This window comes from Mesorhizobium sp. L-8-10 (assembly GCF_016756635.1).
Lineage (GTDB): Bacteria > Pseudomonadota > Alphaproteobacteria > Rhizobiales > Rhizobiaceae.
The window spans coordinates 1,102,073-1,124,768 of record NZ_AP023263.1 but is presented as its reverse complement, the minus strand read 5'-3'; the positions used below and the strand labels follow the sequence as shown (position 1 = coordinate 1,124,768).

The 22,696-nt window shown below is 65.9% G+C and carries 21 protein-coding genes; 9 read left to right on the top strand and 12 right to left on the bottom strand.

Going from position 1 to position 22,696, the window contains the following annotated elements:
* The first annotated feature begins 101 nt into the window (after window positions 1–101).
* From JN280_RS05090 to JN280_RS05080, 3 genes are all read left to right on the top strand, one after another.
* Window positions 102–359 carry a hypothetical protein gene (locus tag JN280_RS05090; RefSeq protein ID WP_202310445.1) on the top strand — a complete coding sequence of 86 codons (258 nt, stop codon included), beginning with the start codon at window positions 102–104 and terminating at the stop codon, window positions 357–359.
* A 582-nt stretch (window positions 360–941) separates the two neighbouring features.
* The gene (locus JN280_RS05085; RefSeq protein ID WP_202310443.1) at window positions 942–1,136 is read left to right on the top strand and encodes a type II toxin-antitoxin system VapB family antitoxin; all 195 of its coding nucleotides are present in this window, start codon (window positions 942–944) and stop codon (window positions 1,134–1,136) included.
* Complete coding sequence (locus JN280_RS05080) at window positions 1,133–1,516, top strand: type II toxin-antitoxin system VapC family toxin (protein WP_202310441.1); 384 nt, start codon at window positions 1,133–1,135, stop codon at window positions 1,514–1,516. The genes JN280_RS05085 and JN280_RS05080 overlap by 4 nt, the downstream gene beginning before the upstream one ends.
* Before the next feature lie 4 nt (window positions 1,517–1,520).
* Here the strand turns inward: JN280_RS05080 and JN280_RS05075 are convergent, their stop codons facing one another.
* Window positions 1,521–2,369: a dimethylarginine dimethylaminohydrolase family protein gene (locus tag JN280_RS05075; protein ID WP_202314554.1), complete on the bottom strand. Its 849-nt coding sequence runs from the start codon at window positions 2,367–2,369 to the stop codon at window positions 1,521–1,523.
* Between the two features lie 220 nt (window positions 2,370–2,589).
* On the opposite strand from JN280_RS05075, the gene JN280_RS05070 reads away from it, so the two are divergent.
* The 5 genes from JN280_RS05070 (at window position 2,590) to JN280_RS05050 (ending at window position 8,036) form a co-directional block, all read left to right on the top strand.
* Window positions 2,590–3,402, top strand: coding sequence for an ABC transporter ATP-binding protein (locus JN280_RS05070; protein ID WP_202310439.1), 813 nt, complete (start codon window positions 2,590–2,592; stop codon window positions 3,400–3,402).
* A 30-nt stretch (window positions 3,403–3,432) separates the two neighbouring features.
* Window positions 3,433–4,212, top strand: a complete 780-nt coding sequence (locus tag JN280_RS05065) for a transporter substrate-binding domain-containing protein (RefSeq protein WP_202310437.1) — start codon at window positions 3,433–3,435, stop codon at window positions 4,210–4,212.
* Window positions 4,213–4,350: 138 nt separating this feature from the next.
* Entirely contained in the window at window positions 4,351–5,076 is a 726-nt protein-coding gene (locus JN280_RS05060) for an ABC transporter permease (protein WP_202310435.1), read from the top strand.
* A 2-nt stretch (window positions 5,077–5,078) separates the two neighbouring features.
* Window positions 5,079–5,885, top strand: coding sequence for an ABC transporter permease (locus tag JN280_RS05055; protein ID WP_202310433.1), 807 nt, complete (start codon window positions 5,079–5,081; stop codon window positions 5,883–5,885).
* Window positions 5,886–7,022: 1,137 nt separating this feature from the next.
* Complete coding sequence (locus tag JN280_RS05050) at window positions 7,023–8,036, top strand: Ldh family oxidoreductase (protein ID WP_202310431.1); 1,014 nt, start codon at window positions 7,023–7,025, stop codon at window positions 8,034–8,036.
* Window positions 8,037–8,041: 5 nt separating this feature from the next.
* Here JN280_RS05050 and JN280_RS05045 read toward each other — a convergent pair whose 3' ends face one another.
* Window positions 8,042–10,099, bottom strand: a complete 2,058-nt coding sequence (locus JN280_RS05045; RefSeq protein ID WP_202310429.1) for a putative bifunctional diguanylate cyclase/phosphodiesterase — start codon at window positions 10,097–10,099, stop codon at window positions 8,042–8,044.
* Between the two features lie 644 nt (window positions 10,100–10,743).
* On the opposite strand from JN280_RS05045, the gene JN280_RS05040 reads away from it, so the two are divergent.
* Complete coding sequence (locus JN280_RS05040; RefSeq protein WP_202310427.1) at window positions 10,744–11,199, top strand: DoxX family protein; 456 nt, start codon at window positions 10,744–10,746, stop codon at window positions 11,197–11,199.
* Between the two features lie 92 nt (window positions 11,200–11,291).
* On the opposite strand, the gene JN280_RS05035 is transcribed toward JN280_RS05040, so the two are convergent.
* The 10 genes from JN280_RS05035 to JN280_RS04990 form a co-directional block, all read right to left on the bottom strand.
* On the bottom strand, window positions 11,292–12,386 hold the full coding sequence (locus JN280_RS05035) for a DUF2855 family protein (RefSeq protein WP_202310425.1): 1,095 nt from the start codon (window positions 12,384–12,386) through the stop codon (window positions 11,292–11,294).
* A 91-nt stretch (window positions 12,387–12,477) separates the two neighbouring features.
* Entirely contained in the window at window positions 12,478–12,945 is a 468-nt protein-coding gene (locus JN280_RS05030) for a hypothetical protein (protein WP_202310423.1), read from the bottom strand.
* Window positions 12,946–12,952: 7 nt separating this feature from the next.
* Entirely contained in the window at window positions 12,953–14,551 is a 1,599-nt protein-coding gene (locus JN280_RS05025) for a GMC family oxidoreductase (protein ID WP_202310421.1), read from the bottom strand.
* 38 nt (window positions 14,552–14,589) lie between these two features.
* Window positions 14,590–15,816: a mandelate racemase/muconate lactonizing enzyme family protein gene (locus JN280_RS05020; protein WP_202310419.1), complete on the bottom strand. Its 1,227-nt coding sequence runs from the start codon at window positions 15,814–15,816 to the stop codon at window positions 14,590–14,592.
* Window positions 15,817–15,921: 105 nt separating this feature from the next.
* A complete protein-coding gene (locus tag JN280_RS05015; RefSeq protein ID WP_202310417.1) occupies window positions 15,922–17,355 on the bottom strand; it encodes an aldehyde dehydrogenase family protein in 1,434 nt (477 codons plus the stop codon).
* Between the two features lie 31 nt (window positions 17,356–17,386).
* Entirely contained in the window at window positions 17,387–18,445 is a 1,059-nt protein-coding gene (locus JN280_RS05010; RefSeq protein ID WP_202310415.1) for an ABC transporter ATP-binding protein, read from the bottom strand.
* A gap of 52 nt (window positions 18,446–18,497) precedes the next feature.
* Window positions 18,498–19,181 (bottom strand): GntR family transcriptional regulator, encoded by a 684-nt coding sequence (locus JN280_RS05005; protein WP_202310413.1) that lies wholly within the window; start codon window positions 19,179–19,181, stop codon window positions 18,498–18,500.
* A gap of 46 nt (window positions 19,182–19,227) precedes the next feature.
* A complete protein-coding gene (locus JN280_RS05000) occupies window positions 19,228–20,082 on the bottom strand; it encodes a carbohydrate ABC transporter permease (protein WP_202310411.1) in 855 nt (284 codons plus the stop codon).
* A complete protein-coding gene (locus tag JN280_RS04995) occupies window positions 20,079–21,005 on the bottom strand; it encodes a carbohydrate ABC transporter permease (protein ID WP_244742999.1) in 927 nt (308 codons plus the stop codon). Before JN280_RS04995 ends, JN280_RS05000 begins: the two co-directional genes overlap by 4 nt.
* A gap of 23 nt (window positions 21,006–21,028) precedes the next feature.
* On the bottom strand, window positions 21,029–22,390 hold the full coding sequence (locus tag JN280_RS04990; RefSeq protein WP_244742995.1) for an ABC transporter substrate-binding protein: 1,362 nt from the start codon (window positions 22,388–22,390) through the stop codon (window positions 21,029–21,031).
* Window positions 22,391–22,696: the final 306 nt, after the last annotated feature.

The window sequence follows — 22,696 nt, the reverse complement described above, 5'->3', positions numbered from 1 at the left end:
ACGCGCTGACCGCATGTCCATAGGCGAAAGTATTGTGTATTCCATTAGCCAGGAGTAATATAAAGCCCTGCGCATAGCGTGCCCGCTTTGAAAGGTGCCGTATGGATACCAGGGGCAGATCGCATGGGCTCTTCGAAGATTCGTCCGACCTGAATGCGGGCCTCGGAAACGCGCCGTCTTCCGCGTCCCGGCGCGTCTCGTTGCCGCTGCCGGTCTGCCTTGGCCTGGCTCCGTCCTACATAGCCGAATCCCTCCGCAGCGACGAGGACCTCAGGCAATATTGGCGGGGCTATGCGGTCGCGGCCGCGGCCTGCGCCGTCCTCCTGCTCCTGGAGGTCGTGATCATCATCCTTCTTTGAGCACTCGAAGCCTGCTTGACCGATCGATAGATCAATCTGTCCGCGCGGCGGCAGCACGGACATCGTTGCCACCCACCTGGCCGGCCTGGTGGAAGACGAGCGACACGCGCGTTCGGCCTTCACGTCTTGGCGACCCTCCTTGACTCCGGCGGTGGCAGAGCCGATTTTCTGACGCATCGTTTCACCTTCGAAGACCTGCGCCCGCACTGTCGGCGGATCGATTGTCTTCGGCCGCGAGGCCGGCCGATACGTGCAAGCCGGCTAAGAGTCCTGTGGCGCCCGAAAAACAGGCCGTCCTGTAAATCTCCAGTTGTTTACAGGACGGGACGGGTTCTCCGGGCCGGAATTTCGCGTCATTTTCGTGCGAAACGAAGGCCGTGGCGAACGACCGGATGACGCAAACGGCAACGCGCGCCCGCTTCGCGGCAGGCCGCTCCCACGGTGCTTCAAACTGCCGGGGTTGGCGGTCCCGCACCACATATGTCACGCGCTGACTCACCCGATTGTCCTGAGTCTACGGTATATGCGCATTGAGATTGGCACCAGTTGATGCCAGTTTTGGTGCAGGAACAGGAGGCGGCTATGCGATCGACGATCAACCTGGACGACCGGCTCCTGGAAGAAGCAAAGGCGCTGACCGGGACGAAGGAGACGGCCGCGGTAGTGCGCAAGGCGCTCGAGACATTGGTACGTGTCGAAGCGGGCAGGCGTCTCATCGCCTTGGGCGGAACAATGACCGATGCCGAGGCAGCACCGCGCCGGCGGCCTGATCGGTGAAGCTTGCCGACACGGGAATCTGGATCGACCACTTCCGTCACGCCGACGCCGAATTGTCGCGGACCCTCGCTGACGACATGATGCTGTGCCATCCGGTCGTCATCGGCGAACTTGCTTTGGGAAGCCTGCGCAATCGAGCGTCCACTCTCGCGTATCTGGAGGCTCTTCGTGAGATCGCCGTGGCCACCCATGCGGAGGTGATGGAAATGGTCGAGCGGCATCAACTCTGCAGCATGGGCATCGACTATTCCGGCGCGCATCTCCTTGCATCAACTCTGATTGACGGCCGGGCCGAGTTGTGGACCCGCGATAAGCGTCTGGGCGCTGCGGCCCGCAAGGCCGGCGTGAGGCTCGCAAGCGAAGGCGGCACAGCAGGGTGACCGCTCACCCCCGCAAGATCGGCCGCGTCAGGCAGGTCGGGCCGCCCTCGCAGGCGATGCAGAGCGCGTCGGCCTCGAAGGTCCGCACCGTGCAGCCTGCGGCCTCCATCGACGCTTTCGTCCTGGGAAAGCCGGCCACCGCGATGACGTCGCGGGGCGAGGTCGGCAGCACGTTGAGGCTGAGGCCGTGGGAGGCCGCGAACTCGTCCGGATCGCCTTCGACCAGCCGGATGCCGCGGGCTCCGAGCATCTGGTAGAAGGCGACCGGCAGCAGCGGCGCATGGACCAGGGCAAGATCGTCGGCCAGCGGGCTGATGACCGACATCAGATGCAGGCAGGCTTCTTCTCCATGCCACAAGGGCAGATCGAAGCCGTAGACGGCGATGCCGCGCGGTGAAAGCAGATTGGCGAGCTGCTGGATGCCGTCCTGGTTGGTGCGCACGCCGCGCCCCACCGCCAGCGTGGTCTTGTCCACCCACACGCAGTCGCCGCCCTCGACCTGGCCGGCGCCGCCGATGCGGCCGAGCACGGGGATGCCGAGGCGTCGATAGGCCACTTCGTGCAGGCCGGGCTCGTCCCGGCGGAGCCGCTTGCCCATGGACAGGATGACGGCGCCGTGGTCGGTCATCAGCGAGGGATCGTGGGTGAAGACCGAATCCGCCAGCCCGTCATCTTCGTCGGGCAGCCATTCGATCCGCGCGCCCGACGCCGCGACCAGTTCGGCCAGCGCGGCATGCTGGCGCGCCGCGTTTGCCGGATCGAAGCCCGGGCCGTAGTGCCATCGCTGCCGGTCGGCGCCGTGCATCGCGCTCGCGGCCGAACGCATCAGCACGCGTCGCAAGGGCGCGGCCATGGACTGCGCGCCGAATTCGGGTTCGCTGCTCAAGCTCAAATCCTCCACCAGCTTCTACTCCCGGTATGTCTACCCATGTTGGCCCAAGACCGGCAATGGGCCAAAACCGAGGTTGACGGCGGCTGACTGGCCGGTCCATCCTGTTCGCCGGCTCAGCGGCAAGACGAGGCCTCATGCGCAGAACATCCTGCAGGGACCGGCAGCGAGGGCGAGGCCGCGCATGACGGTTTCGAGCGCCCCGCGAGTGCCCATCCCCACGCGCGACGCGGCCGCCGAAGCCATCCATGTCGAGAACCTGCACAAGAAGTTCGGGCAGCTCCATGTGCTGAAGGGCGTGTCGCTCTCGGCGCGCGACGGCGACGTGGTGGCCATCATCGGGGGCTCGGGATCGGGCAAGTCGACGCTCTTACGCTGCATCAACTGCCTGGAGAACCCGACCAGCGGCATTATCCGCGTCAATGGCGAGGAGATCCGGCTGAAGGCCGACAGCCACGGCCACACCGTGCCGGCCGACCGCAGGCAGATCGAACGCATCCGCTCGCGGCTCGGCATGGTGTTCCAGAGCTTCAATCTGTGGAGCCACATGACGCTCATCGACAATGTGATCGAGGTGCCTGTGCATGTGCTCGGCGTGCCGCGCGACAAGGCCGTCGCCGAGGCCGAACGGCTGCTCGCCCGCGTCGGCCTCGCCGAGAAGCGCGACGTCTATCCGGCCTTCCTGTCCGGCGGGCAGCAGCAGCGCGGCGCGATCGCCCGGGCGCTCGCCATCCAGCCGCGCGTGATGCTGTTCGACGAGCCGACCTCGGCGCTCGACCCTGAACTGGTCGGCGAGGTGCTGAAAGTGATCGGCGACCTGGCGCGCGAGGGGCGCACCATGATCCTGGTCACCCATGAGATGAAGTTCGCCCGCGAGGTCGCGACCCATGTCGTCTATCTCTGCAACGGGCTGGTCGAGGAGGAGGGGCCGCCTGACAGGATCTTCGGCGCGCCTCAGTCGGAACGGCTCAGGCAATTCCTGCGCAACGTGGCCTGACAACAAGCAAGAAAGAGTGGGAGGAGACTTATGAGGAACTTTCTGAAAGCCGCCGCGGCCGCGGCCGTCATTTCCCTTGCCGGCGCGTTCGGTGCGAGCGCGGAAGCCATCAAGGTGGGCATGGCGCCCGAGCCCTATCCGCCCTTCGAATCGCCCGACGCGTCCGGCAAATGGGTGGGCTGGGAGATCGATTTCATCGAGGCGCTCTGCGCCGAGGCCAAGCTGGAATGCACGCTTGAATTCGTCGCCTGGGACGGCATCATCCCGGCGCTCACCTCCAGGAAGATCGATGTCATCATCAATTCCATGTCGATCACCGACGAGCGCAAGAAGACGATCGACTTCTCCGACAAATATTACAACACGCCGACGGCCATCATCGGCCCGAAGGACGTCGCCTTCGGCGCCACCCCGGAGGACCTGAAAGGCAAGGTGCTCGGCGTCCAGGTCTCCACCACCCATTCGGCCTATGCCAGGAAGCACTTCACGGAAGCCGCCGAGATCAAGGAATATCAGACACAGGACGAGGCCAACCAGGACCTGGCCGCCGGCCGCCTCGATGCCGTCCAGGCCGATGCCATCGCGCTCGACGGCTTCCTGAAAACCGATCAGGGCAAGCAGTGCTGCGATCTCAAGGGCGTGGTAGCCGAAGATTTGGAAATCCTCGGCCCGGGCGTCGGCGTCGGCCTGCGCAAGGAGGACACCGAGCTCAAGGAGAAGATCAACGCCGCCATCGCGGCCCTGCGCGCCAACGGCAAATATGACGAGATCACAAAGAAATATTTCGACTTCGACATCTACGGCGAATGACGGCGCCGCTTGCGGTGGGCGGCCGCGCGCGGCCGCCCGGCGGAAGTTCATCTGAGGAGGCGGGCGTGACCGGCGGCACAAGCCGGCACGCCGCCGATTTGGCGAGGAACGGCCCTGCCTGAATTTCTGCTTCTTCCCTTGTCGCAGACGGGCATTTTCGAACTCCTTGCCCCGACCCCGCCGGGCTGGGGCGGCGCGCTGCTGCGCGGGCTGATGAACTCCGTCCAGATCGCCGTGGGCGCCTATGCGCTTGGCCTCACCATCGGAACGGCCGGCGCCTATGGCAAGCTCTATGGCGGGCCGGTGCTGCGCGACCTGCTGGAGGTCTACACGACGGTCGTTCGCGCCGTGCCCGAACTGGTGCTGATCCTGCTGCTCTATTTTGCCGGCACCGCGCTGGTCAACGAGGTCCTGGCAGGGCTCGGCCGCGCCCCGATCGACATCAACGGTCTGGTTGCGGGCATTGCCGTGCTCGGCGTGGTGCAGGGCGCCTATGCCACCGAAGTGCTGCGCGGCGCGATCCTTGCCGTGCCGCAGGGCCAGATCGAGGCGGCGCGGGCCTTCGGCATGCCGCCGGGCCTCCTGCTGCGGCGCATCACCTTGCCGGCCATGCTGCCCTTCGCCATTCCCGGCCTCGCCAATCTCTGGCTGATCGCCACCAAGGACACCGCGCTGCTGGCCGTGGTCGGCTTCAACGAACTCACCCAGGAAACGAGGCAGGCGGCCGGCGCGACCAAGGCCTATTTCACCTTCTATGTCGCGGCCGGCGTGCTCTATCTCCTGATCACCTTGCTGTCGAACGTCGTGATCGGCCGCATCGAGCGTTGGTCCCGGCGCGGCGCGCCCTCGGTCGGAAGGGCCTGACCATGGCGGAGACCGGCCTCACTCTGTCCCTGGCGCGCGGCTCCGCCTGGCTGCAGCCGCATCGCATTGTGCTGATCGCGATCGCCGCCGCGGGCGTCGCCGCCGCGGCGATCTTCATGCGCTGGGACTGGCTGCCGCAATATTACGGCCTCGCGCTCGCCGGCCTCTGGCGCACCCTATGGCTTCTCGCCGCCACCTGCGCGCTCGGGCTCGCTCTCGCAATCCCGCTCGGTTTCGCCCAGGCGACCGGGCCGTGGTGGCTCGCGGCACCAGCCAATGCCTTCTGCACGGTCATCCGGGGCACGCCGCTGCTGTTGCAGCTCTGGCTGCTCTATTACGGGCTGGGCTCGCTCTTCCCGCAGTTCCCGTGGATCCGCCAGTCCGAGCTCTGGCCCTATCTGCGCCAGGCATGGCCCTATGCGGTGCTGGCGCTCACTTTGTCCTATGCCGGCTACGAGGGCGAGGTGATGCGCGGCGCCTTCGCCGGCGTGCCGCGCGGCCAGTTGGAGGCCGGCCGCGCCTTCGGCATGAGCCGCTGGAAGATCTTCCGCCGCATCTGGCTGCCCCAGGCGCTGCACCGCGCCTTGCCGACGCTCGCCGGCGAGACCGTGCTGCAACTGAAGGCGACCCCGCTCGTCGCCACCATCACCGTGGTCGACATCTACGCCGTCGCCTCGCGAGTCAGGCAGGACACCTTCATCATCTACGAGCCGCTGCTGCTCCTGGCGCTGGTCTATCTGGTCATAACGGGCATCCTGGTCTTCCTCTTCCGCAAACTCGAAGCCCGGATCCCGGCCCGGCTCGGGTGAAGCGTCTCATGGTGCTGCCGGTCCTGAAGCATGTCTCCCGAAAGTGCGCGGCGGTTTCGGGAGACATGTGTCAAATCAAGAACCTGAAGCGCGTCGCGTGAATCCTTCCACGGTACATGACAGGATGGTCGTGGGTGATCAGCGGCAACATCTCCGCTTCGTCATCCACGGACAAGCGCACGCAGCGAAGCGGAGGGCGCACCGATCCGTGGATCCATGCCGTGACCGATCCGAAGGCCGCAGACGGTCAAGGAAGAGGATGGCTCCCCTATCCACCTGCCCAAGCCCGCTCTGCACCGAAGCAGCCGTGCGCGATTTGCCTCTTCCTCGACCGCCTTCGCCTCGGTCACGGCATGGATTCTCGGGTCACTTCGCACGCCGCTCCGCGGCGTGCTTCGGCCCGAGAATGACGAAAGAGGGAAGGGCGATCCGACCAATCGCCGTGGTCGGGAGACACACATGCCGCCGAGCAGGCAAACTTCCACCTTTCGTCATTCTTGGGCCCGAAGGCGAGCGCAGCGAGCCGCAGGTGACCCGAGAATCCATGCCGTGAGATCGCGGACGACTGCTTCGGTGCAGAGCGGGCTTGGGCAGGTGGATAGGGGCCTCTTCCTCGACCACCTGCGGCCTTCGGCTCGGTCACGGCATGGATTCTCGGGTCACTTCGCACGCCGCTTCGCGACGCGCTCCGGCCCGAGAATGACGAAAGAGGGGAGGGCGATCCGACCAATCGCCGTGGCCGGGAGGCACGCATGCCGCCGAGCAGCAAGCTTCCACCTTCGTCATTCTCGGGCCCGAAGGCGAGCGCAGCGAGCCGCAGGTGACCCGAGAATCCGTGCCGTGACATCGCGGACGACTGCTCCGGTGCAGAATGCTCAAGGGCTTGGAGCCACGAGCCATTCACGGCATGGAATCCCGGTCGCCTCGCCTACGTTTCGCGTGGGCCCCGGCCGTGAATGACGAAGACGGGGCGGCACTGTTTCCGGGCAGCGTATCCTCGAAACATCATGCACCAGAGCATTTCCGCTTTTCTCCGAACAGAATCCTTCTTCACGCGACGTGCTGTAGGCAGCATGTCGTTCTGGCGAAAGCGAGCCCGCGCGTTTCGCGGGAAATTGGCGCAACGGAGGACGAGACATGGAAGAACGCACCACCCTCACCCTCGACGCCGCACTGGTCCTCTGCGAAGAGGCCTGCCTCGCGCTCGGCGCCTCTTCCGATGTCGCGCGCTCGCTCGCCACGTCGATCGTGGCCGCCGAGGCCGACGGCCAGCCCTCGGTGGGTTTCGCCCATTTCCTCGATTATCTCGACGCCATGGCCGCCGGCCGCATCGACGCCAAGGCCGAGCCCGCAATCACCAGGCCGGCCCCGGCGATCGTCTTTTCGGATGCCAGGGGCGGCATCGCCCATCTCGGCTTCGACCGCGTTTTCGACGACCTCGTGGGTGCGGCGCGTTCCTTCGGCCTCGCCGCCTTCGTACAGAAGAACGCCTTCACATGCGGGGCGCTTGGTTTCTTTGCAGGGCGATTGGCCGAAAAGGGTCTCGTCGCCTTCGCCGCCACCAACGGCCCGGCGATCGTCGCGCCGCAAGGCGCGACCAGGCCCGTCTACTGCACGAATCCGCTTGCCTTCGCGGCACCCCGCGCCGGGGCCGCACCGCTGCTTGTCGACCAGTCGTCGAGCGCCACGGCCTTCGTCAATGTCCGCGCCGCCGCCGATGCCGGCCGCCCGATCCCTGAGGGCTGGGCGATCGACGCCGAGGGGCAGCCGACGACGGATGCCCCGGCGGCCGTCAAGGGCGCGCTGCTCGCCTTCGGCGGCACGCGCGGCGCCAACATCGCCCTCATGGTGGAAGTGCTGGCGGCGGGCCTGTCGGGCGCCAACTGGTCCCTCGACGCGCCGCCCTTCGGCGTCGGCTCGGAAGGGCCCGGCACCGGCCTCTTCGTGCTGGCGCTCGACCCGAAGCTCATCGAGCCGGATTTCGAGACACGCCTGGCCGCGCACACGGCCCGTCTCGCCGCGGACTATCAGGTCCACATTCCCGGCCCGGTCAAGGTGGCGGCGCGCGATCGCGCCAGGCAGGAAGGCGTGAGCCTGCCTACGGCACTCCACCGGCGGATCGCCGCGGTCGCGAGGGACGCCGCCGGCTGAGCGCCTTATCGGCGCTGCGCCACCGCCCGCGCCGGCAGCACGTCGGCGACGCCAGCGGCTGCAGAGCGGCGCCCGACGAGCGGGGCGATCTCGCCAAGCGGCTGCGGGCGGCCGAACAGGAAACCCTGCACCTCCGTGCATCCTTCGGCGCGCAGGAAATCGAAATGCTCCTCGCGCTCGACCCCCTCGGCCAGCACCGGGATCTGCAGGCTTTCGGCGAGCAGGATCGTTGCCCGCACGATTGCCGCCGAGGCCTGGTTGGTCGTCAGCCCCTCGATGAAGGAACGATCGATCTTGATCTTGTCGAAGGGAAAAAGCTGCAGCGTCGAGAGCGAAGAATAGCCGGTGCCGTAATCGTCCATGGCGATGCTCACACCAAGCGCCTTGAGCCGTCTTACGACCAGGAGCGTGTGCCGGCTGTCTTCGATGATGCTCGCTTCGGTGATCTCCAGCTCCAGGCGGGATGGCGGCAGGCCGGTTTCCAGGAGGATCGCGTGGACGATGACAGGCAGGTCGGTCTGCGTGAGCTGCGCCGCCGCGATGTTCACCGAAAGCCGGCAAGGGCGCTCCCAGGTCGCCACTTCGGCGCAGGCGGTGCGCAGAACCCACTCGCCGATCGGCAGGATGAGGCCGGTCGCCTCGGCAATGGGGATGAATTCCAGGGGCGAGACGATGCCGCGCACAGGATGGTTCCAGCGCAGCAGCGCCTCGTAGCCGGCGACCTCGCCGCTTTCGACGTCGATCTGCGGCTGGTAGTAAAGTTCCAGTTCGTTGCGGGCGATGGCATGGCGCAGATCCATGGCCAGCGCGCTCTGCTTGCGGCCGGCCTCATCGAGCGCGCGGTCGAAGAAGCAGATCTTCTGGCTGGCCTGCCTCTTGGCGCGGTACATTGCGAGATCGGCAGTGCTGATCAGGTCGTCCTCGCGTCCGGCATCGTCGGGGCAGAGGCTGATGCCGATGCTCGACCCCACCGACAGCGACAGGCCCTCGAAGGCGACGGGCAGGCAGGCTGCAGCCGCCAGCCGCCGGGCGAAATCGAGCGCCTCCTCCACCGACGCCACTTCCTGCCTGACGGCGACGAACTCGTCGCCGCCGACGCGGGCCACGAATTCGCCCGGCCTGGCCGCCTGCCGCAGCTGTTGGGCGACGCCCGTCAGCAAGGCGTCGCCTGCCCTGTGGCCATGGACGTCGTTGATGTCCTTGAAGCGGTCGAGGTCCATGACGATGACCGCGGTCTTCGATCGGGTCCGGGCGCTGTTGCGCAGCATCACGGGCAGTTCCGCGGCGAGGTAGGCGCGGTTGGGCATGCCGGTCAGCGGATCGTGCAGCGCCGCCTGCTTCAGGCTGTTCATCATCTCGCGCTGCGAGCGCGCATCGATGACATAGAGCACCAGCCCGGTCAGGATCGACAGGAGGGCGACCACGCTTATGGCGATCGCCTCGCTCGAGAACGTCATGGGCGAAAGCGCAACGGAGGGATCCGGAATGAAGGTCGCCGCGCCCATCGCCGTGAAATGCATGCTGCATATGCCGAGGACGAACGAAGCGATGCCGAGTGCGGGACTGCCGCGCATCATGCGGTTGACGGCGGCGACAGCGAACAGCATGCCGAGAAGGAGCGAGGCGGCGGCGAGGCCGGCGTTCCAATCCACGCGCCCGGCGACCGCCAGGCCGGCCATGCCCGTGAAATGCATGGCCGCGATGCCGGCACCGACGACCGCGCCGCCCGCTTCCGGCGCGAAGGCGATCGTGGAACTCGTCGCCACCTTGAGGCCTGCCGTGGTGAACCCGATCGCCAGAAGCAGCGAGGCGAGTGTCAGCACCGGCTCATAGGCATAGCCGAGCGGAGGATTGAAGCCGATCATCGCCACAAAATGCGTGGTCCAGATGGCGATCCCGCCCGCGGCGCCCGCCAGGACGATCCAGTGATCCGCGCCGCAGAGCTGCTTCGCCCGCCCGAAGAGCTGCACCGTCATGGCGCATCCCGCTATGCAGACGATAAGGGCGACGAGCACGAAGGAATAGTCGTGCTCATAGATCAGGCACGAAGCCACTCTATACATAGTCAAGCCCCCGGCCCTGACGATCTATTGGTTGCCCTGTTGTCGATCGTGCCCGGAAAGCGGAAATAAATTGCTAAGAACAAGTCGAGTTGTTTTCGAAACCTTATGTGGTGCGCTGATGGGATTGCACAACAGTAATCTCGGCGGCATGACACGCTGAAAACATCGAAGGTCGAGGTCTTCGAACTCACCACATCATGGCGCCCTCGGCCACCTGTCTTCGTCATTCTCGGGCCCGAGCCCACGCGAAGTGTGGGCGCCCGAAAATCCGTGCCGTGAAATCGCGAACGACTGCTTCGGCGCAGAATGCGTGCGGGCTTGGGCGGAGGATCGGGGAGCCCGTCCTCGACCGACTGCGACCTTCGGATCGGTCACGGCATGGATCCACGGATCGGTGCGCCCTCCGCTTCGCTGCGTGCGCTCGTCCGTGGATGACGAAACGGATATGTTGCCGCTGATAACCCGTGACCGCTCGTCGTGTACGGTGCGGGATTCCTCAGGATGAGAGTATCCCGGACAAAGACATAGGCAATGAGGATGGCGTCGCCGGCCGATAACAATTCCCTCAAAACCAGTTGATTTGACGGTTACTTGCATCTCCGACGATGGGGCGACATTGACCCGTCGACAGGAGAGAACAGACGATGAGCGATGCCACCCATGCCGCGCCGAGCGGGCGCCTGATCGTCCCGGCCCTCGCCGGCACCTATGCCGGTCTTCATGATTTCGCCGAGACGCTGCTGCGTGTCGTGGCCGGCCTTGCGCTGGTGACCCATGGCGCGGGCAAGATCGTCGATCCCTTCGGCGCCGCCGGTATGGTGGAGGGGCTGGGCTTCTATCCCGGCGCCTTCTGGTCGTTCCTTCTTTCCTGTACCGAATTCTTCGGCGGCATCCTGATCGCGATCGGCTTCCTGACCAGGCCGGCCTCGCTTGCCGCGACCTTCGTGCTCCTGGTCACCGTCTGGTTCCACTGGGTCACGATGAGCCAGGGTTATTCGGGCGCGGAGAAATCGATCCTGTGGGCGGCGGTCTTCTTCTTCTTCCTGATCCGTGGCGGCAACCGCCATTCCGTCGACGCACGCCTGGGACGCGTCTTCTGAGGCGGGTCATGCCGGCGGCCGATATATCGACAGTTGGCGCGAAAGTCGGGCGGACCGGATGTGCCGTTATTCACACCCATCGATTCGAGCGTTCAAAGCCGTTCGTCGAGCCGGATGACGTGTCCCCGCCGCGGGTCGGTACGGCCCGCGGCGAAGATCGCGACGACTGACTGCGCGGCGGTCAAGCCCGCCGCCACGTCGATCTCCAGGAGGCGCCGCTCCGTCAGATACGCGACGAAGCGGGCCTGTGCCGCCTTGATGCGCCCGCTCAGCTCCGTCCCGCCCCAATCGGCATTGCGCTTCTTGATCTGATCGGGCGCGAAGAAGAACCGCGGCTGCGGGCCGGGCAGATCGGCCATCGCGATGAAATCGTAGTTCTGCGCCGAGCCGGCGAAGCAATCGTGGACGAGAGAGCCCGCGAAGTGGCGGTGGATCCGGGCACGCAACGCCGTGTCGCCGGAAAAGTCCACATAAAGCGTCGGCCCGCCGGCGTCGATCCGCTCGAAATCGTCATAGGAGAGGCTCCGCCGGTAGATACCGAGCTCCTCGGTGAAGCTGCGGTTCGGACCCGAGGTGAGTGCGACCGCCGCCGGCCCCTCTCCAATGCACCAGGCCGTGCCATAGGCAGTCTTCGACGAGGCGGAGGAAAACACCACCTGCTCCGCGCCGAAGAAACGGTTGTCGGCCAGGTAATCGGCGAGCATGAAAGATGTGATGAACAGCGGCCGCAGCAGCATCTGGTGGTTCTCCGCGTCCGGCGTCCAGGCCGGGTCGGCGCTGCAGCGCGTATATTGATTGTAGGCCGAGACCAGCTTTTCGCGATGCGGCGCCCCGTCGTAGAAGCCGCGTTCACTGATGCGGATGGGCGTCATGGCGATGTGGCTGGCCGCCGGGAAGTAGCCGTAGAAGCGTTCGCCTTGGCTGATCCCCTCGATATCGGATGCGACGACGTCGGCAAAACCCCAGACCGGCATATGACCCCAGGCGGGATCGCCGGTCGGGAAGAACTGCCAGTAGGACATGGCGTCGCCGAAGGCGGCATAGGTGATGTTGTTTGCCGTCAGCGCGAAACGATCGACGGCGAAGAGGACCTCGCCCTGCGCCAGCGGCTTGTGCTGCTCGCGTACAAGACGTGTCTCGCCGGGCGCGTTCTTGCGTGTCTGGAGCTTGGTCACGGTGACGGACATGGCTGCTCTCCGCGAGGCCGATCATGAAACAACCGTACCATGCCATGTCGTCGGGGCGTTCGAAACCCGTGAGCGCGATCCCGTCGCGCGGCTAACCGGCGTCGCGATAGATGACGCCGCGCTGCCTGACCGGCTCGAGCAGCGACCAGTCGCCGTCCGGCACCTCATAGCCCTTGGGGAAGGGCGGCCGCGCTTCCATGCCGATCGACTTCAGCACCCGGTCGTCGCGATAATAGGCGCGCGAGGCGACGGCCTCGACCACGCCGAACATGCCGGGGTCTTTGGCGCGCAATCGCGCGAGCAGCGCCGCCTGTTCCGCGAACGGCCTGTCGGCGAGCCTGCCGCCGGCGGCCGTGTCGACCGCGTCCAGCACCTTGCCGAGCGCCTCTCGGTCCCGCCTGACGGACGCCACCATGTAGGCCAGGATGGCGGGATCGTCCGCGCCGGGAACGCCATGCTTCTCGCTGGCGGGGATCATGTGCCCCACGATGCAGCGCAGGCAGTCCTGCTCTGCCACGGAGAGAGGCGCCGGTGGGTCGGTGTCCGATTGCGTCGTCATGGCTCGCTCAGTCGAAGAGGTCATGGATGCGGGACTTGATCCGGTCGCAGATATAGAGCGCGATGGCCTGGATCGTGGAGGTCGGGTTGACACCTCCTGACGTGACGAACACGCTGCCGTCGACGATGAACAGGTTCTTCACGTCGTGGCTGCGGCCCCATTCGTTGACCACCGAGGTCCTCGGATCGGTTCCCATGCGGGCTGTGCCGAGAAGATGCCATCCGGCATAGGGCAAAGGCGAGCGCGTGACGATGTCCTGCGCGCCGGCCGCACGCAGTATCTCGGTTCCGCGCGCGACCGAATGGTCGAGCATCTTCTGCGTGTTCCCGCCGATCCGATAGGTGATCTTCGGCGCCGGGATGCCGTTGCCGTCCTTCAGCACGGGATCGAGCGTGACGGTGTTGATCTCTTCGGGAAGATCCTCGCAGATCGACACCATGCCGGCCTGACGGTCGAAGAGCCGGCGGAACGCGTCATGATGTCCTTCGCCCCACGGCACGAGCCCGTCCGCCATGCCGTTGACGGCGGCCGTCACCGGTCCGAAGCCGCGCGTGAACTGGTAGCAATATCCCCTGGCGAAGCCGCGGGCGGGATCGGTCTCGTAGAACTCCATGCTCCACATGAAGACGCGCGAACCGCGATAGCCGTCCAGCGGCTCGTCGAAGCGGCCCCTCACCAGCGCATAAGGGTGGAACATCAGGTTGCGGCCGACCTGCCCGCTGGAGTTGGCGAGACCGTTGGGGAAACGCTCGGACGCCGAGTTGAGCAGGATGCGCGGGGTGCCGATGCCGTTGCACGCCATGACGACGATCTCGGCCGGCTGGAAAACCTCCTCGCCATTGGCGTCGAAATACCAGGCCCCGGTCGCCATCCGGTCTTCGTTGGTCTCGATCCGGCTCACCCGGCACCGGGTGCGGATCTCGACGCGGTTGCGGATCGCTTCCTGCCAGTAGGTGATGTCGGTCGAGGCCTTGGCGCCTTGCGCGCAGCCGTGCCCGCAATGGCCGAGATTGATGCAGGGCGCGCGCCCCTCATATTCGCGCGAGGTGATGGCGCTGTCGGAGGGCCACCAGTGCCAGCCGAGCTCGTTCATCGCGCGCCCCAGCCGCTCGCCGGTGCGGCCGAGCGGCAGCGGCGGCATCACCGCTTCCTTGGGCGGATAGGCCGGGTCGCCGGGAAGGCTCGCCACCCCCATCATCCTGTCGTTCAGGGCGTAGAACGGCTCGAGGGTGCGGTAGTCGATGGGCCAGTCATCGGCCACGCCGTCGAGAGAGCGGACCCGGAAGTCCGAAGGATGCATGCGCGGGAAATGGCCCGCATAGAGGATGGTGCCCCCGCCGACCCCGTTGAAATTCGCGATCTTGATCGGCGAATTGTCGTCGTTGATCGGATAGTCGGCGATCGCCCCGCGGCGGTTCGGGCTGATGGCATAGTCTTCCGACTGGCGGCTCTCCCAATCCCGTCCCGTGCTCGGATAGGCCGAGGACTGCGGCCAGTCCCCCTGCTCCAGGCACAGGATGCGCATCCTGGTGTCGGCGAGGCTCCAGGCGACCGCCGCGCCGGAGGCGCCGGCACCGATGATCAGGACGTCGACGGGGTCGTTCATTGGGCAGGGCCTTCGAACATGGAAACCGCCAGCCAGCCTCAGACCGCCAGCCTGGGGGTCGGGGTGCGGTGGATCATTCCGACCGATTTCAGGGGCGGATATTTCTCGAATGCCGCCTCGACCGGCTCCGTGCCCCAGCCCGGCCGATCGGGCAGGATCAGATAGCCGTCCTTGTATTCCGGCGCATGGGTGAAGACCTCGTCGTCCCAGGAAATCCGGTCGATGTCCGTTTCCATGATGCGCATGTTCGGCACCACGGCGCTGAAATGCGCGTTCATCATCGTGCACAGATGGCCGTAGAAGTTGTGCGGCGCGACGTTCACGTCATAGGCTTCGGCCGCCGCGGCGATCTTCAGCGACTGCCAGACGCCGTTCCATGGCGTGTCGATGATGGCGACGTCGACGGACTGGTTCTGGAAATAGGGCAGGAACTGCTGGACCCCGAGCAGCGTCTCGCATGACGAGATCGGATGCGGGCTGTTGGCGCGGATATAGGCCAGCGCCTGCGGATCGAGCGTATCGATCTCGACCCAGAACAGGTCGAGGTCGCTCGTCTCGCGCAGGATCTTCAGATAGCCTTCGGTGCGGGCGTTGAAGTTGAGGTCGAGCAGGATGTCGACATCGGGTCCGGTCTCCTCCCGCATCATCTCCAGATGCCTGCGCAGGTCCTTCAAGGTCTTGCGCTCGACATTGCGCGACGGCTCGTGCGGACGGCCGAAGCCCGGCGACCAGGCCTCGATCCGGTCGTTCTCGTTATAGTGGAAGATATTGGTCTTGAGCGCCGAATATCCGCCAGCCACGACATCGCGTGCGATCTGGCGCACGCCGCTGGAATCGACGATGCCGGGCGAGAAGTGTTCGGTGCGCATGCGGTAGGCGACGCAGTGCGACCAGTAGACCCGGATCTTGTCGCGGACCTTGCCGCCGAGCAGAACGTGGCAGGGTATGTCAAGCGTCTTGGCCTTGATGTCGAGAAGCGCGTTCTCGATCGCGCCCAGCGCCTGTCCCACGACCCCGCCGAAAGCCGGGCGCGTGACGTTGCGCAGGTCCTCGCGGATGTGCTCGTGCAGCATCGCGCTCTGGCCGACGAGCCGGTGGCTGAGCTGGTTGATGACGGCGGCCACGCCGGGCGAGCCGAAATTCTCGTCGAACTCGCTCCAGCCGACCGTGCCGTCCTCGGTCGTGATCTTCAGGAAGTGATAGTTGCGAAACGAGTTGCTGCAGGACAGCGTCTTCACGTCCGCGACGGTAGCTTTGTTTCTCATGGTCTTTCCTTAGCTGTCTGGCAGTTCTGTTCGGCGCTGCTGCACGCCGCCGGATGCGGCGCGCGCGGTGAATAAGTTTCGCGTCCTTTGCATCACGCTTCGGGCTCATCCCCATCCGGAGATCGACTTCACCTCCAGATATTCCTCGATGCCCCAGCGCCCGCCCTCGCGGGCGCGGCCTGATGCCTTCACGCCGCCGAAAGGCGAGCCGGCGCCGCGCGTCTGGCCGTTCATCTCCACCATGCCGGAGCGCAGCCGGCGTGCCACGCGGTTGCGGCGCTCGCCGTCCTGGCTCTGCACATAGTTGGTGAGGCCGTAGGGCGTGTCGTTGGCGATGGCGATCGCCTCGTCCTCGGTGTCGAACGGTATGATCGACAGCACCGGTCCGAAGATCTCCTCCCGGGCGACGGTCATGTCGTTCGACACGTCGGCAAAGACCGTCGGCTGCACGAAGTAACCGCGATTGAACCCAGCTGGACGGTCCGGGCCGCCGGCGACGAGGCGCGCGCCTTCGGCGATGCCCGTTTCGATCAGTCCCCGTATCCGGTCGAACTGTCGCGTCGAGACGACCGGACCGATATGCGGACCCGCGACGCCGGAGGGGCCGATGGCGATGGACTGCGCGACCCGGCCCGCCGTCTCGACCGAACGCTCGTAGATGGCGCGTTCGACCAGCATGCGCGACGGCGCGTTGCAGTTCTGGCCGCTGTTGACGAAACACTGGCGCACGCCGCGCTCGACGGCCATGTCGTCGGCGTCGGCGAAGACGAGATTGGCGCCCTTGCCGCCGAGCTCGAGCGAGACGCGCTTGAGGCTGTCGGCGGCCGCCTTGCTGATGGCGATGCCGGCCCGCGTCGAGCCGGTGAAGCTGACCATGTCGACGTCGGGATGCGTCGCGAGACGCTGGCCGACGCCCATGCCGTCGCCATGGACGAGATTGAAGACCCCTGGGGGAATGCCTGCTGCGTCGACGATCTCGGCGAAGAGGGTCGCCGACAGCGGCGCCATCTCCGAAGGCTTCAGCACCACCGTGCAGCCGGCGAGCAGGGCCGCCGCCACTTTCAGGGTGACCTGGCTGATCGGCCAGTTCCACGGCGTGATCAGCGCCGCGACGCCGATCGGCTCCAGTGCGATGCGGTCGCTCGGCGCGTGCGGACCGAGCGGCCTGATGAAATCGAAATCCTGCATCGCCGCGAGATAGTTGGCCATGTGGCGCGGACCGGCGCCGGCCTGGGCCTGACGCGCGAGATCGATGGGCGCTCCCATTTCGCGGGAGATCGCCTGCGCCATCTCCTCCGTCCGTTCGAGATGGATGATGCGCAACCGCTCGACAAGCGCGATCCGCCTCGCGGGATCGGTCATCGACCAGGCGGGGAAGGCACGCTTCGCGGCGGCGACGGCTGCGTCCGTATCGGCATCGCTGCCGAGCGCGACGACGCCGAACGGCTCTTCCGTCGAGGCGTCCACGAGAACATGCTCGCCCGCCTGATGTGCCGGCACCCAGTGGCCGTCGATATAGAACTGGCGCAGCTCCAGCATTGGCTGTCCCCCGTTTCCTGGTTCCGGTGGTTCAGGCGGCGTCGCGTCGCTTGCCGGTGTGGCTGTCGAAGACATGCAGGTCGGACGGCGCCGCGGTGAGATGGATGGTCTGGCCGGGCTTCACCGTGGTTCGTCCGCGCAGCAGCACACGGATGACATGATCGGAGATGCGGGCGGTGATCTGCGTTTCCGAACCGGTGGGCTCCACCACCGACACGACGGCCGGCCAGCCGGCTTCGCCGACCAGGAAATGCTCGGGACGGACGCCGACCGTCACTCGCCCTTTGCCGGCGACCGGGCGCGGCAGCGGGAGCAGGGAGCCGTCGTCGAGAACGAGGGTGTCACCCCGGTCGATCCGGCCTTCCAGGAAATTCATGGGCGGCGAGCCGATGAAGGCGGCGACGAAGAGGCTCCGCGGGCGGTCGTAGAGATCGAGCGGCGGGCCCATCTGCTCGACGACGCCGCCATTCATGACGACGACCCGGTCGGCCAGCGTCATGGCCTCGATCTGGTCATGGGTCACATAGACGGTTGTGACGCCGAGCCGCTGATGCAGCTCCTTGAGCTCGGAGCGCATCTGCACGCGCAGCTTGGCGTCGAGGTTCGACAGCGGCTCGTCGAACAGGAAGACGTTCGGATCGCGCACGATGGCCCGGCCCATGGCGACGCGCTGGCGCTGGCCGCCCGAGAGGGCCCGTGGCTTGCGCTCCAGCAACTGCTCGAGCCCGAGGATGCGCCCGGCTTCCCTGACCCGCTTGTCGATCTCCGCGCGCGGCGTGCCGCGCTGCCGCAGCGCGAAGCCCATGTTCTGATGCACGTTCATATGCGGATAGAGCGCGTAGTTCTGGAACACCATGGCGATGTCCCGATCCTTGGGCGCGACCTCGTTGACCACGCGCCCGCCGATCGCGATGTCTCCGCCCGTGATCTCCTCGAGGCCGGCGATCATGCGCAGCAGCGTCGATTTCCCGCATCCCGAAGGACCCACCAGCGCGACGAACTCCCCATCGGAAATGTCGATCGAGACACCGTGAATCACCTCGAGCGGCCCGTATGCCTTGCGGACCTCCCTGATCGCGACTGTACTCATCCCCTGCCGTTTCTCCCTGGGTCTCTTTTCGCTGCCGGTCTCGTTTGCCGGCTCAGGCTGCGCTCTCGGACGGCGTGCGGCGGTCGGCCGACTCCAGTTCCGCGGCAAGCGCGCTATAGGCGGACTGTTCGTGCCGGGTGACGAGTGCCGCCGCCTGATCGAGCCGGCCGGCGCGGATGGCGTCACGGATCGCCCTGTGCTCGGCGAGCGATTCCGCCATGCGCTGCGGCATGACGGAGAAGCCGTAATGGGCCGAGGTCAACGCGCTGAGGTTGACGAGCATGCGCAGGCACCATTGCGAATGCGGCGTGTCGTAGAGCAGGATGTGGAAGTCGTGGTTGCACTGCGTATAGGCCAGCACATCCTGTGTGGCGACGGCGGCGGCCGACGCTTCGATATTCGCGTCGATCTCTGCAAGCCGCTTCGCATCGTAGCTGGCGCCGCCCAGTTCGATGGCGAGGGACCCGATCCGTCCGCGCAGCGCGTAGATTTCTCGAAGCTGCTCGCTGCCGGCACTGGCGACCACCGCGCCGACATGGGTCTGGACCTCGAGCCAGCCTTCGGCGGCGAGGCTCCGGATCGCTTCGCGGATCGGCGTCTCGGAGATGCCGAGCGCCTCGGACACCTCGCGCGTGGTGATGCGGTCGCCGGGTTTGACCTTCCGGGAAATGATCAATCCCTCGATATGTCGCCGCGCCAGATCGGCCTTGGAAAGGAAGACGGGAGGCTGCGTCATCATATCCTCCGCCCGTGTCGCCGGTTGCTGTTATCAGCCATGATCGTCACCCCTTCGTTGCGCCGTCGGCCAAGCCCTGGATGAGCCATTTCTGGACCAGCAGGGCAAAGACCACCACAGGGATCACCGTGATCGTGCCGACCGCCGTCAGCGCGCCCCAGTTGGCGCCGTTGACGGTATCGCCGGCGATGCCGGCAATGGCGACCGGGATGGTCGACGCGTTGCGGTTGGTCAGAACCAGCGCGAAGAGCAGCTCTTCCCACGCCAGGATCATGCTGAAGATCAGCGTCGACAGAAGACCCGGCAGCGAGATCGGCACGATGATCTTGAAGAAGGCGCCGAAGCGGCTGCAGCCGTCGATCATGGCGGATTCTTCCAGTTCCTTCGGCAAAGCGAGGAAGAAGCCGCGCATCAGCCACATCACATAGGGGATCAGGAAGGTGCAGTAGGCGAGGATGAGCGTGATGTGCTTGTCGGTCACGCCGAGCGAGCGGGCCACGAGGAACATCGGCACGGCGAGCGCGATCGGCGGCACGCCGCGCGACAGAAGGATCAGCACGCCGATTGTCGCCGCGCCCTTCAGCCGGATGCGCGCCAGCGCGTAGCCCGCCATGGCGCCCGCCGCGATCGAGAGAAGGCCGGCGCCGGTCGCCACGATGATCGTGTTGATCAGCCGCCGGTTGATGTCGGCGCGCTGCATGTAGCTGAAATAGGTCTCCAGCGTCGGCGTGAAGAACAGCGTCGGCGGCGTCGTGAAGATGTCGCGCTGGTCCTTGAAGGAACTGAGCACCATCCAGAAGACCGGAAACAGGAAGACGAGGCAGGCGAACAGGCCGGCTGCGATGCGGATGCGCCGGCCGAGGCGTGACCTGCGGCGCGGCTGGAGAGCGAGCGCGGTCAATAGAGTCCCTCCAGCGTGCGGGTACCGCGCAGGAAGATGCCGGTGAGCACCATCGTCAGCACCAGGACGACGACGGCCATCGCTGCGGACTCTGCGAAGCGCAGCGACCGGAAAGCCTCCTCGTAGATGAAGAGATTGATGACGTTGGTGGCGCCGCCCGGACCGCCATAGGTGGCGGCGAGCGCGATGTCGAACATCTTCACGGCGCCCAGCCAGCGCACGACGAAGGTGGCGGCGATGATCGGCACGAGCAGCGGCAGCGTGATGGACCAGAGCATGGACCACCAGTTGGCGCCGTCGATCTCGGCCGCCTCGAACAGGTCCCGGGGCAGCGCCAGCAGGGCCGCGGTGGCGATCAGCACCACGAAGGGCGTCCAGCGCCAGGTGTCGATGATGACGATCGCGGCCATTGCGAGATTGGGATCGCCGAACCAGTCGAGCGGTCCGAACCCGACGAGGCCGATCAGCCAGTTCACGATGCCCCACAGCGGATCGAGCATCATGCGCCAGATGCCGCCGGCAACGACGGGGGCCACGACCATCGGAATGATGAACAGCGCGCGCACGACCCCGCGTCCGCGCCAGTCCGCATTGATCAGGAAGGCGATGCCGAAACCGAGAACGATCTGCAACGGCAGGGCGAAGACCAGATAGATGAGCGTGACCTTCATCGAGGACCAGAAGCGGTAGTCCTCGAGGACGTGCCGGTAGTTCTCCCACCCGACCCATTCGATCGCGCTGAAGGTCATCAGGTCGAAGCGGGAGAAGCTGATCTCGATCGTGTAGAAGATCGGGTAGGCGAGCATCGCGGCGAGGATGATCGCCGAAGGCGCCATGAAGGCCCAGCGCGAGACGATATCGGCCAGCTTCGTCCATGCGCGGGAGCGCGCGGGGCGCGCTCCTTTTGCCGTCGTCGAACTCATCGCGATGCTCCCAAGCCGTCGGGTCAGTCGAGGATCTTCTCGATCTTCTCGGCCGCGACCTGCAGGGCCACGGCCGCCGACACCTGTCCGGCAATGGCGCGCGATACCTCGTCGGCCAGGATCTGCTGGGCAGCGTCCGAACGCGGATCGCGGACGCGCCACATCTTGCCCTTCTCGGCGGCGTCATAGGCCTGCTGGAGGGAGGCGAAGACCGGGACCAGCCACGGCTCGGCCGGGGTCGCGGAAAGCGTCGACTTGCGCGCCGGGAAGACGCCGAGATTGGCCGAATGCCAGGTCTCGCCCTGCTTCGAGCTCAGCCATTGCAGCACCGCCCAGGCGGCCTGCTTGTTCTCGCTCTTCGACGACACGGTGCCGCTCCAGATGCCGCGATGCGCGCCGGGGCCGGCGGAGCCGACCGGCATGACCTGGATGCCGACCTGGTCGGGCTTCAGCGTCGTGGTCTTGGCGTCGATCGCCGACCCTTTGAACACGCTGCCCCAGTTGAACATCGTGGCGACGAGCCCCTGGCGGAAGGCCTGCAGCGACTCGGAGAAGCCGTGGCTGACCGCGCCGGTCGGGGCGAATTCGAGCAGCTTCTTGTGGGTTTCGAGCGCCGTGATGCCGACCTCGTTGTTGAAGGCCGGCTTGCCGTCCTCGTCGAGCAGCTGGCCGCCGTTCGAATTCATGATCGTCTGCCAGATGGTCGGCGTCAGCGGCTCACGGATGAAGTAGGTGTCGATCGCCCAGGCGTCGGCCTTGCCGTCACCGTCGGTGTCCTGCACCAGCTTCGGCGCCTGCTCCAGATATTGGTCCCAGGTCAGCTCCGCCGTCGGGACCGCCACCCCGGCCTTCTCGTAGAGCGCCTTGTTGACGAACATCATCAGCATGTTGGAGCGCAGCGGCACGCCGTACTGGACGTCCTTCCAGGCGCCCGCGGCAAGCGGCGCCGCGTTGAAGTCGTCCCAGTCGTAGCCGCCATCTGTCCAGGCCTGGACCTCGGGGCTCTTCAGATCGAGCAGCGCGCCGACTTCGGCGAGTTGAGGTACCCACGGGTCGTCGGCGATGATGATGTCGTAGGTCGGGCTCGGGCCGGTGGCGTCGAGCATGCTCTTGGCCAACAACTCGACATACGGCACGCCATCGATCGTGACCTTGATGTTTGGATAGTGCTTGTTGAACTCCGGCACCATCAGGGTCTGCCATTGGCTGGCAAACGCTTCGTTGGCGATCATGCGCACTTCGACCGGCTGATCGGCAGTGCCGAGGCCATTGTCCTGGGCCCTCGCGCCGGCTGCGCCCAGGCTCAGCGATGCAACCACAGAAGCTGCACCGGCCATGAGCGCGCGACGCGACACCAGGGTCGCAAACTTGCGAAACCGAATCATCAATTCCCTCCCTCGAACTTTGCCCGGCTTAACGAGTTTCCTCCCCGCTCCGGGCCAAATTGCTATATTCAACATTCTATAGAATCCAGAATGCCGAACACGCCTAGGGGAAGTCAAGCCTCCTGTCAACGCTCGAAAGAAAACGAAATCGAAACGCGCTTCAATCAATAGGAGCGAGCTAATGGGATGGTTCGGGTTGGAACGGTCCTGGCGAGGCGATCGTTGCGCTGTCGCGAGATGATAAACGTCGCGACGCTCGACGCCGCTTGCCTAGCCGATCCAGGCTCCTGCCTGGAGCATGCGTCC

Coding starts and splice junctions, on each gene's coding strand:
- JN280_RS05090 (WP_202310445.1), top strand. CDS start 102: ATGGATACCAGGGGCAGATCGCATGGGCTCTTCGAAGATTCGTCCGAC.
- JN280_RS05085 (WP_202310443.1), top strand. CDS start 942: ATGCGATCGACGATCAACCTGGACGACCGGCTCCTGGAAGAAGCAAAG.
- JN280_RS05075 (WP_202314554.1), bottom strand. CDS start 2,369: ATGGCCGCGCCCTTGCGACGCGTGCTGATGCGTTCGGCCGCGAGCGCG.
- JN280_RS05070 (WP_202310439.1), top strand. CDS start 2,590: ATGACGGTTTCGAGCGCCCCGCGAGTGCCCATCCCCACGCGCGACGCG.
- JN280_RS05065 (WP_202310437.1), top strand. CDS start 3,433: ATGAGGAACTTTCTGAAAGCCGCCGCGGCCGCGGCCGTCATTTCCCTT.
- JN280_RS05055 (WP_202310433.1), top strand. CDS start 5,079: ATGGCGGAGACCGGCCTCACTCTGTCCCTGGCGCGCGGCTCCGCCTGG.
- JN280_RS05050 (WP_202310431.1), top strand. CDS start 7,023: ATGGAAGAACGCACCACCCTCACCCTCGACGCCGCACTGGTCCTCTGC.
- JN280_RS05045 (WP_202310429.1), bottom strand. CDS start 10,099: ATGTATAGAGTGGCTTCGTGCCTGATCTATGAGCACGACTATTCCTTC.
- JN280_RS05040 (WP_202310427.1), top strand. CDS start 10,744: ATGAGCGATGCCACCCATGCCGCGCCGAGCGGGCGCCTGATCGTCCCG.
- JN280_RS05035 (WP_202310425.1), bottom strand. CDS start 12,386: ATGTCCGTCACCGTGACCAAGCTCCAGACACGCAAGAACGCGCCCGGC.
- JN280_RS05030 (WP_202310423.1), bottom strand. CDS start 12,945: ATGACGACGCAATCGGACACCGACCCACCGGCGCCTCTCTCCGTGGCA.
- JN280_RS05025 (WP_202310421.1), bottom strand. CDS start 14,551: ATGAACGACCCCGTCGACGTCCTGATCATCGGTGCCGGCGCCTCCGGC.
- JN280_RS05020 (WP_202310419.1), bottom strand. CDS start 15,816: ATGAGAAACAAAGCTACCGTCGCGGACGTGAAGACGCTGTCCTGCAGC.
- JN280_RS05015 (WP_202310417.1), bottom strand. CDS start 17,355: ATGCTGGAGCTGCGCCAGTTCTATATCGACGGCCACTGGGTGCCGGCA.
- JN280_RS05010 (WP_202310415.1), bottom strand. CDS start 18,445: ATGAGTACAGTCGCGATCAGGGAGGTCCGCAAGGCATACGGGCCGCTC.
- JN280_RS05005 (WP_202310413.1), bottom strand. CDS start 19,181: ATGACGCAGCCTCCCGTCTTCCTTTCCAAGGCCGATCTGGCGCGGCGA.
- JN280_RS04995 (WP_244742999.1), bottom strand. CDS start 21,005: ATGAGTTCGACGACGGCAAAAGGAGCGCGCCCCGCGCGCTCCCGCGCA.
- JN280_RS04990 (WP_244742995.1), bottom strand. CDS start 22,390: ATGATTCGGTTTCGCAAGTTTGCGACCCTGGTGTCGCGTCGCGCGCTC.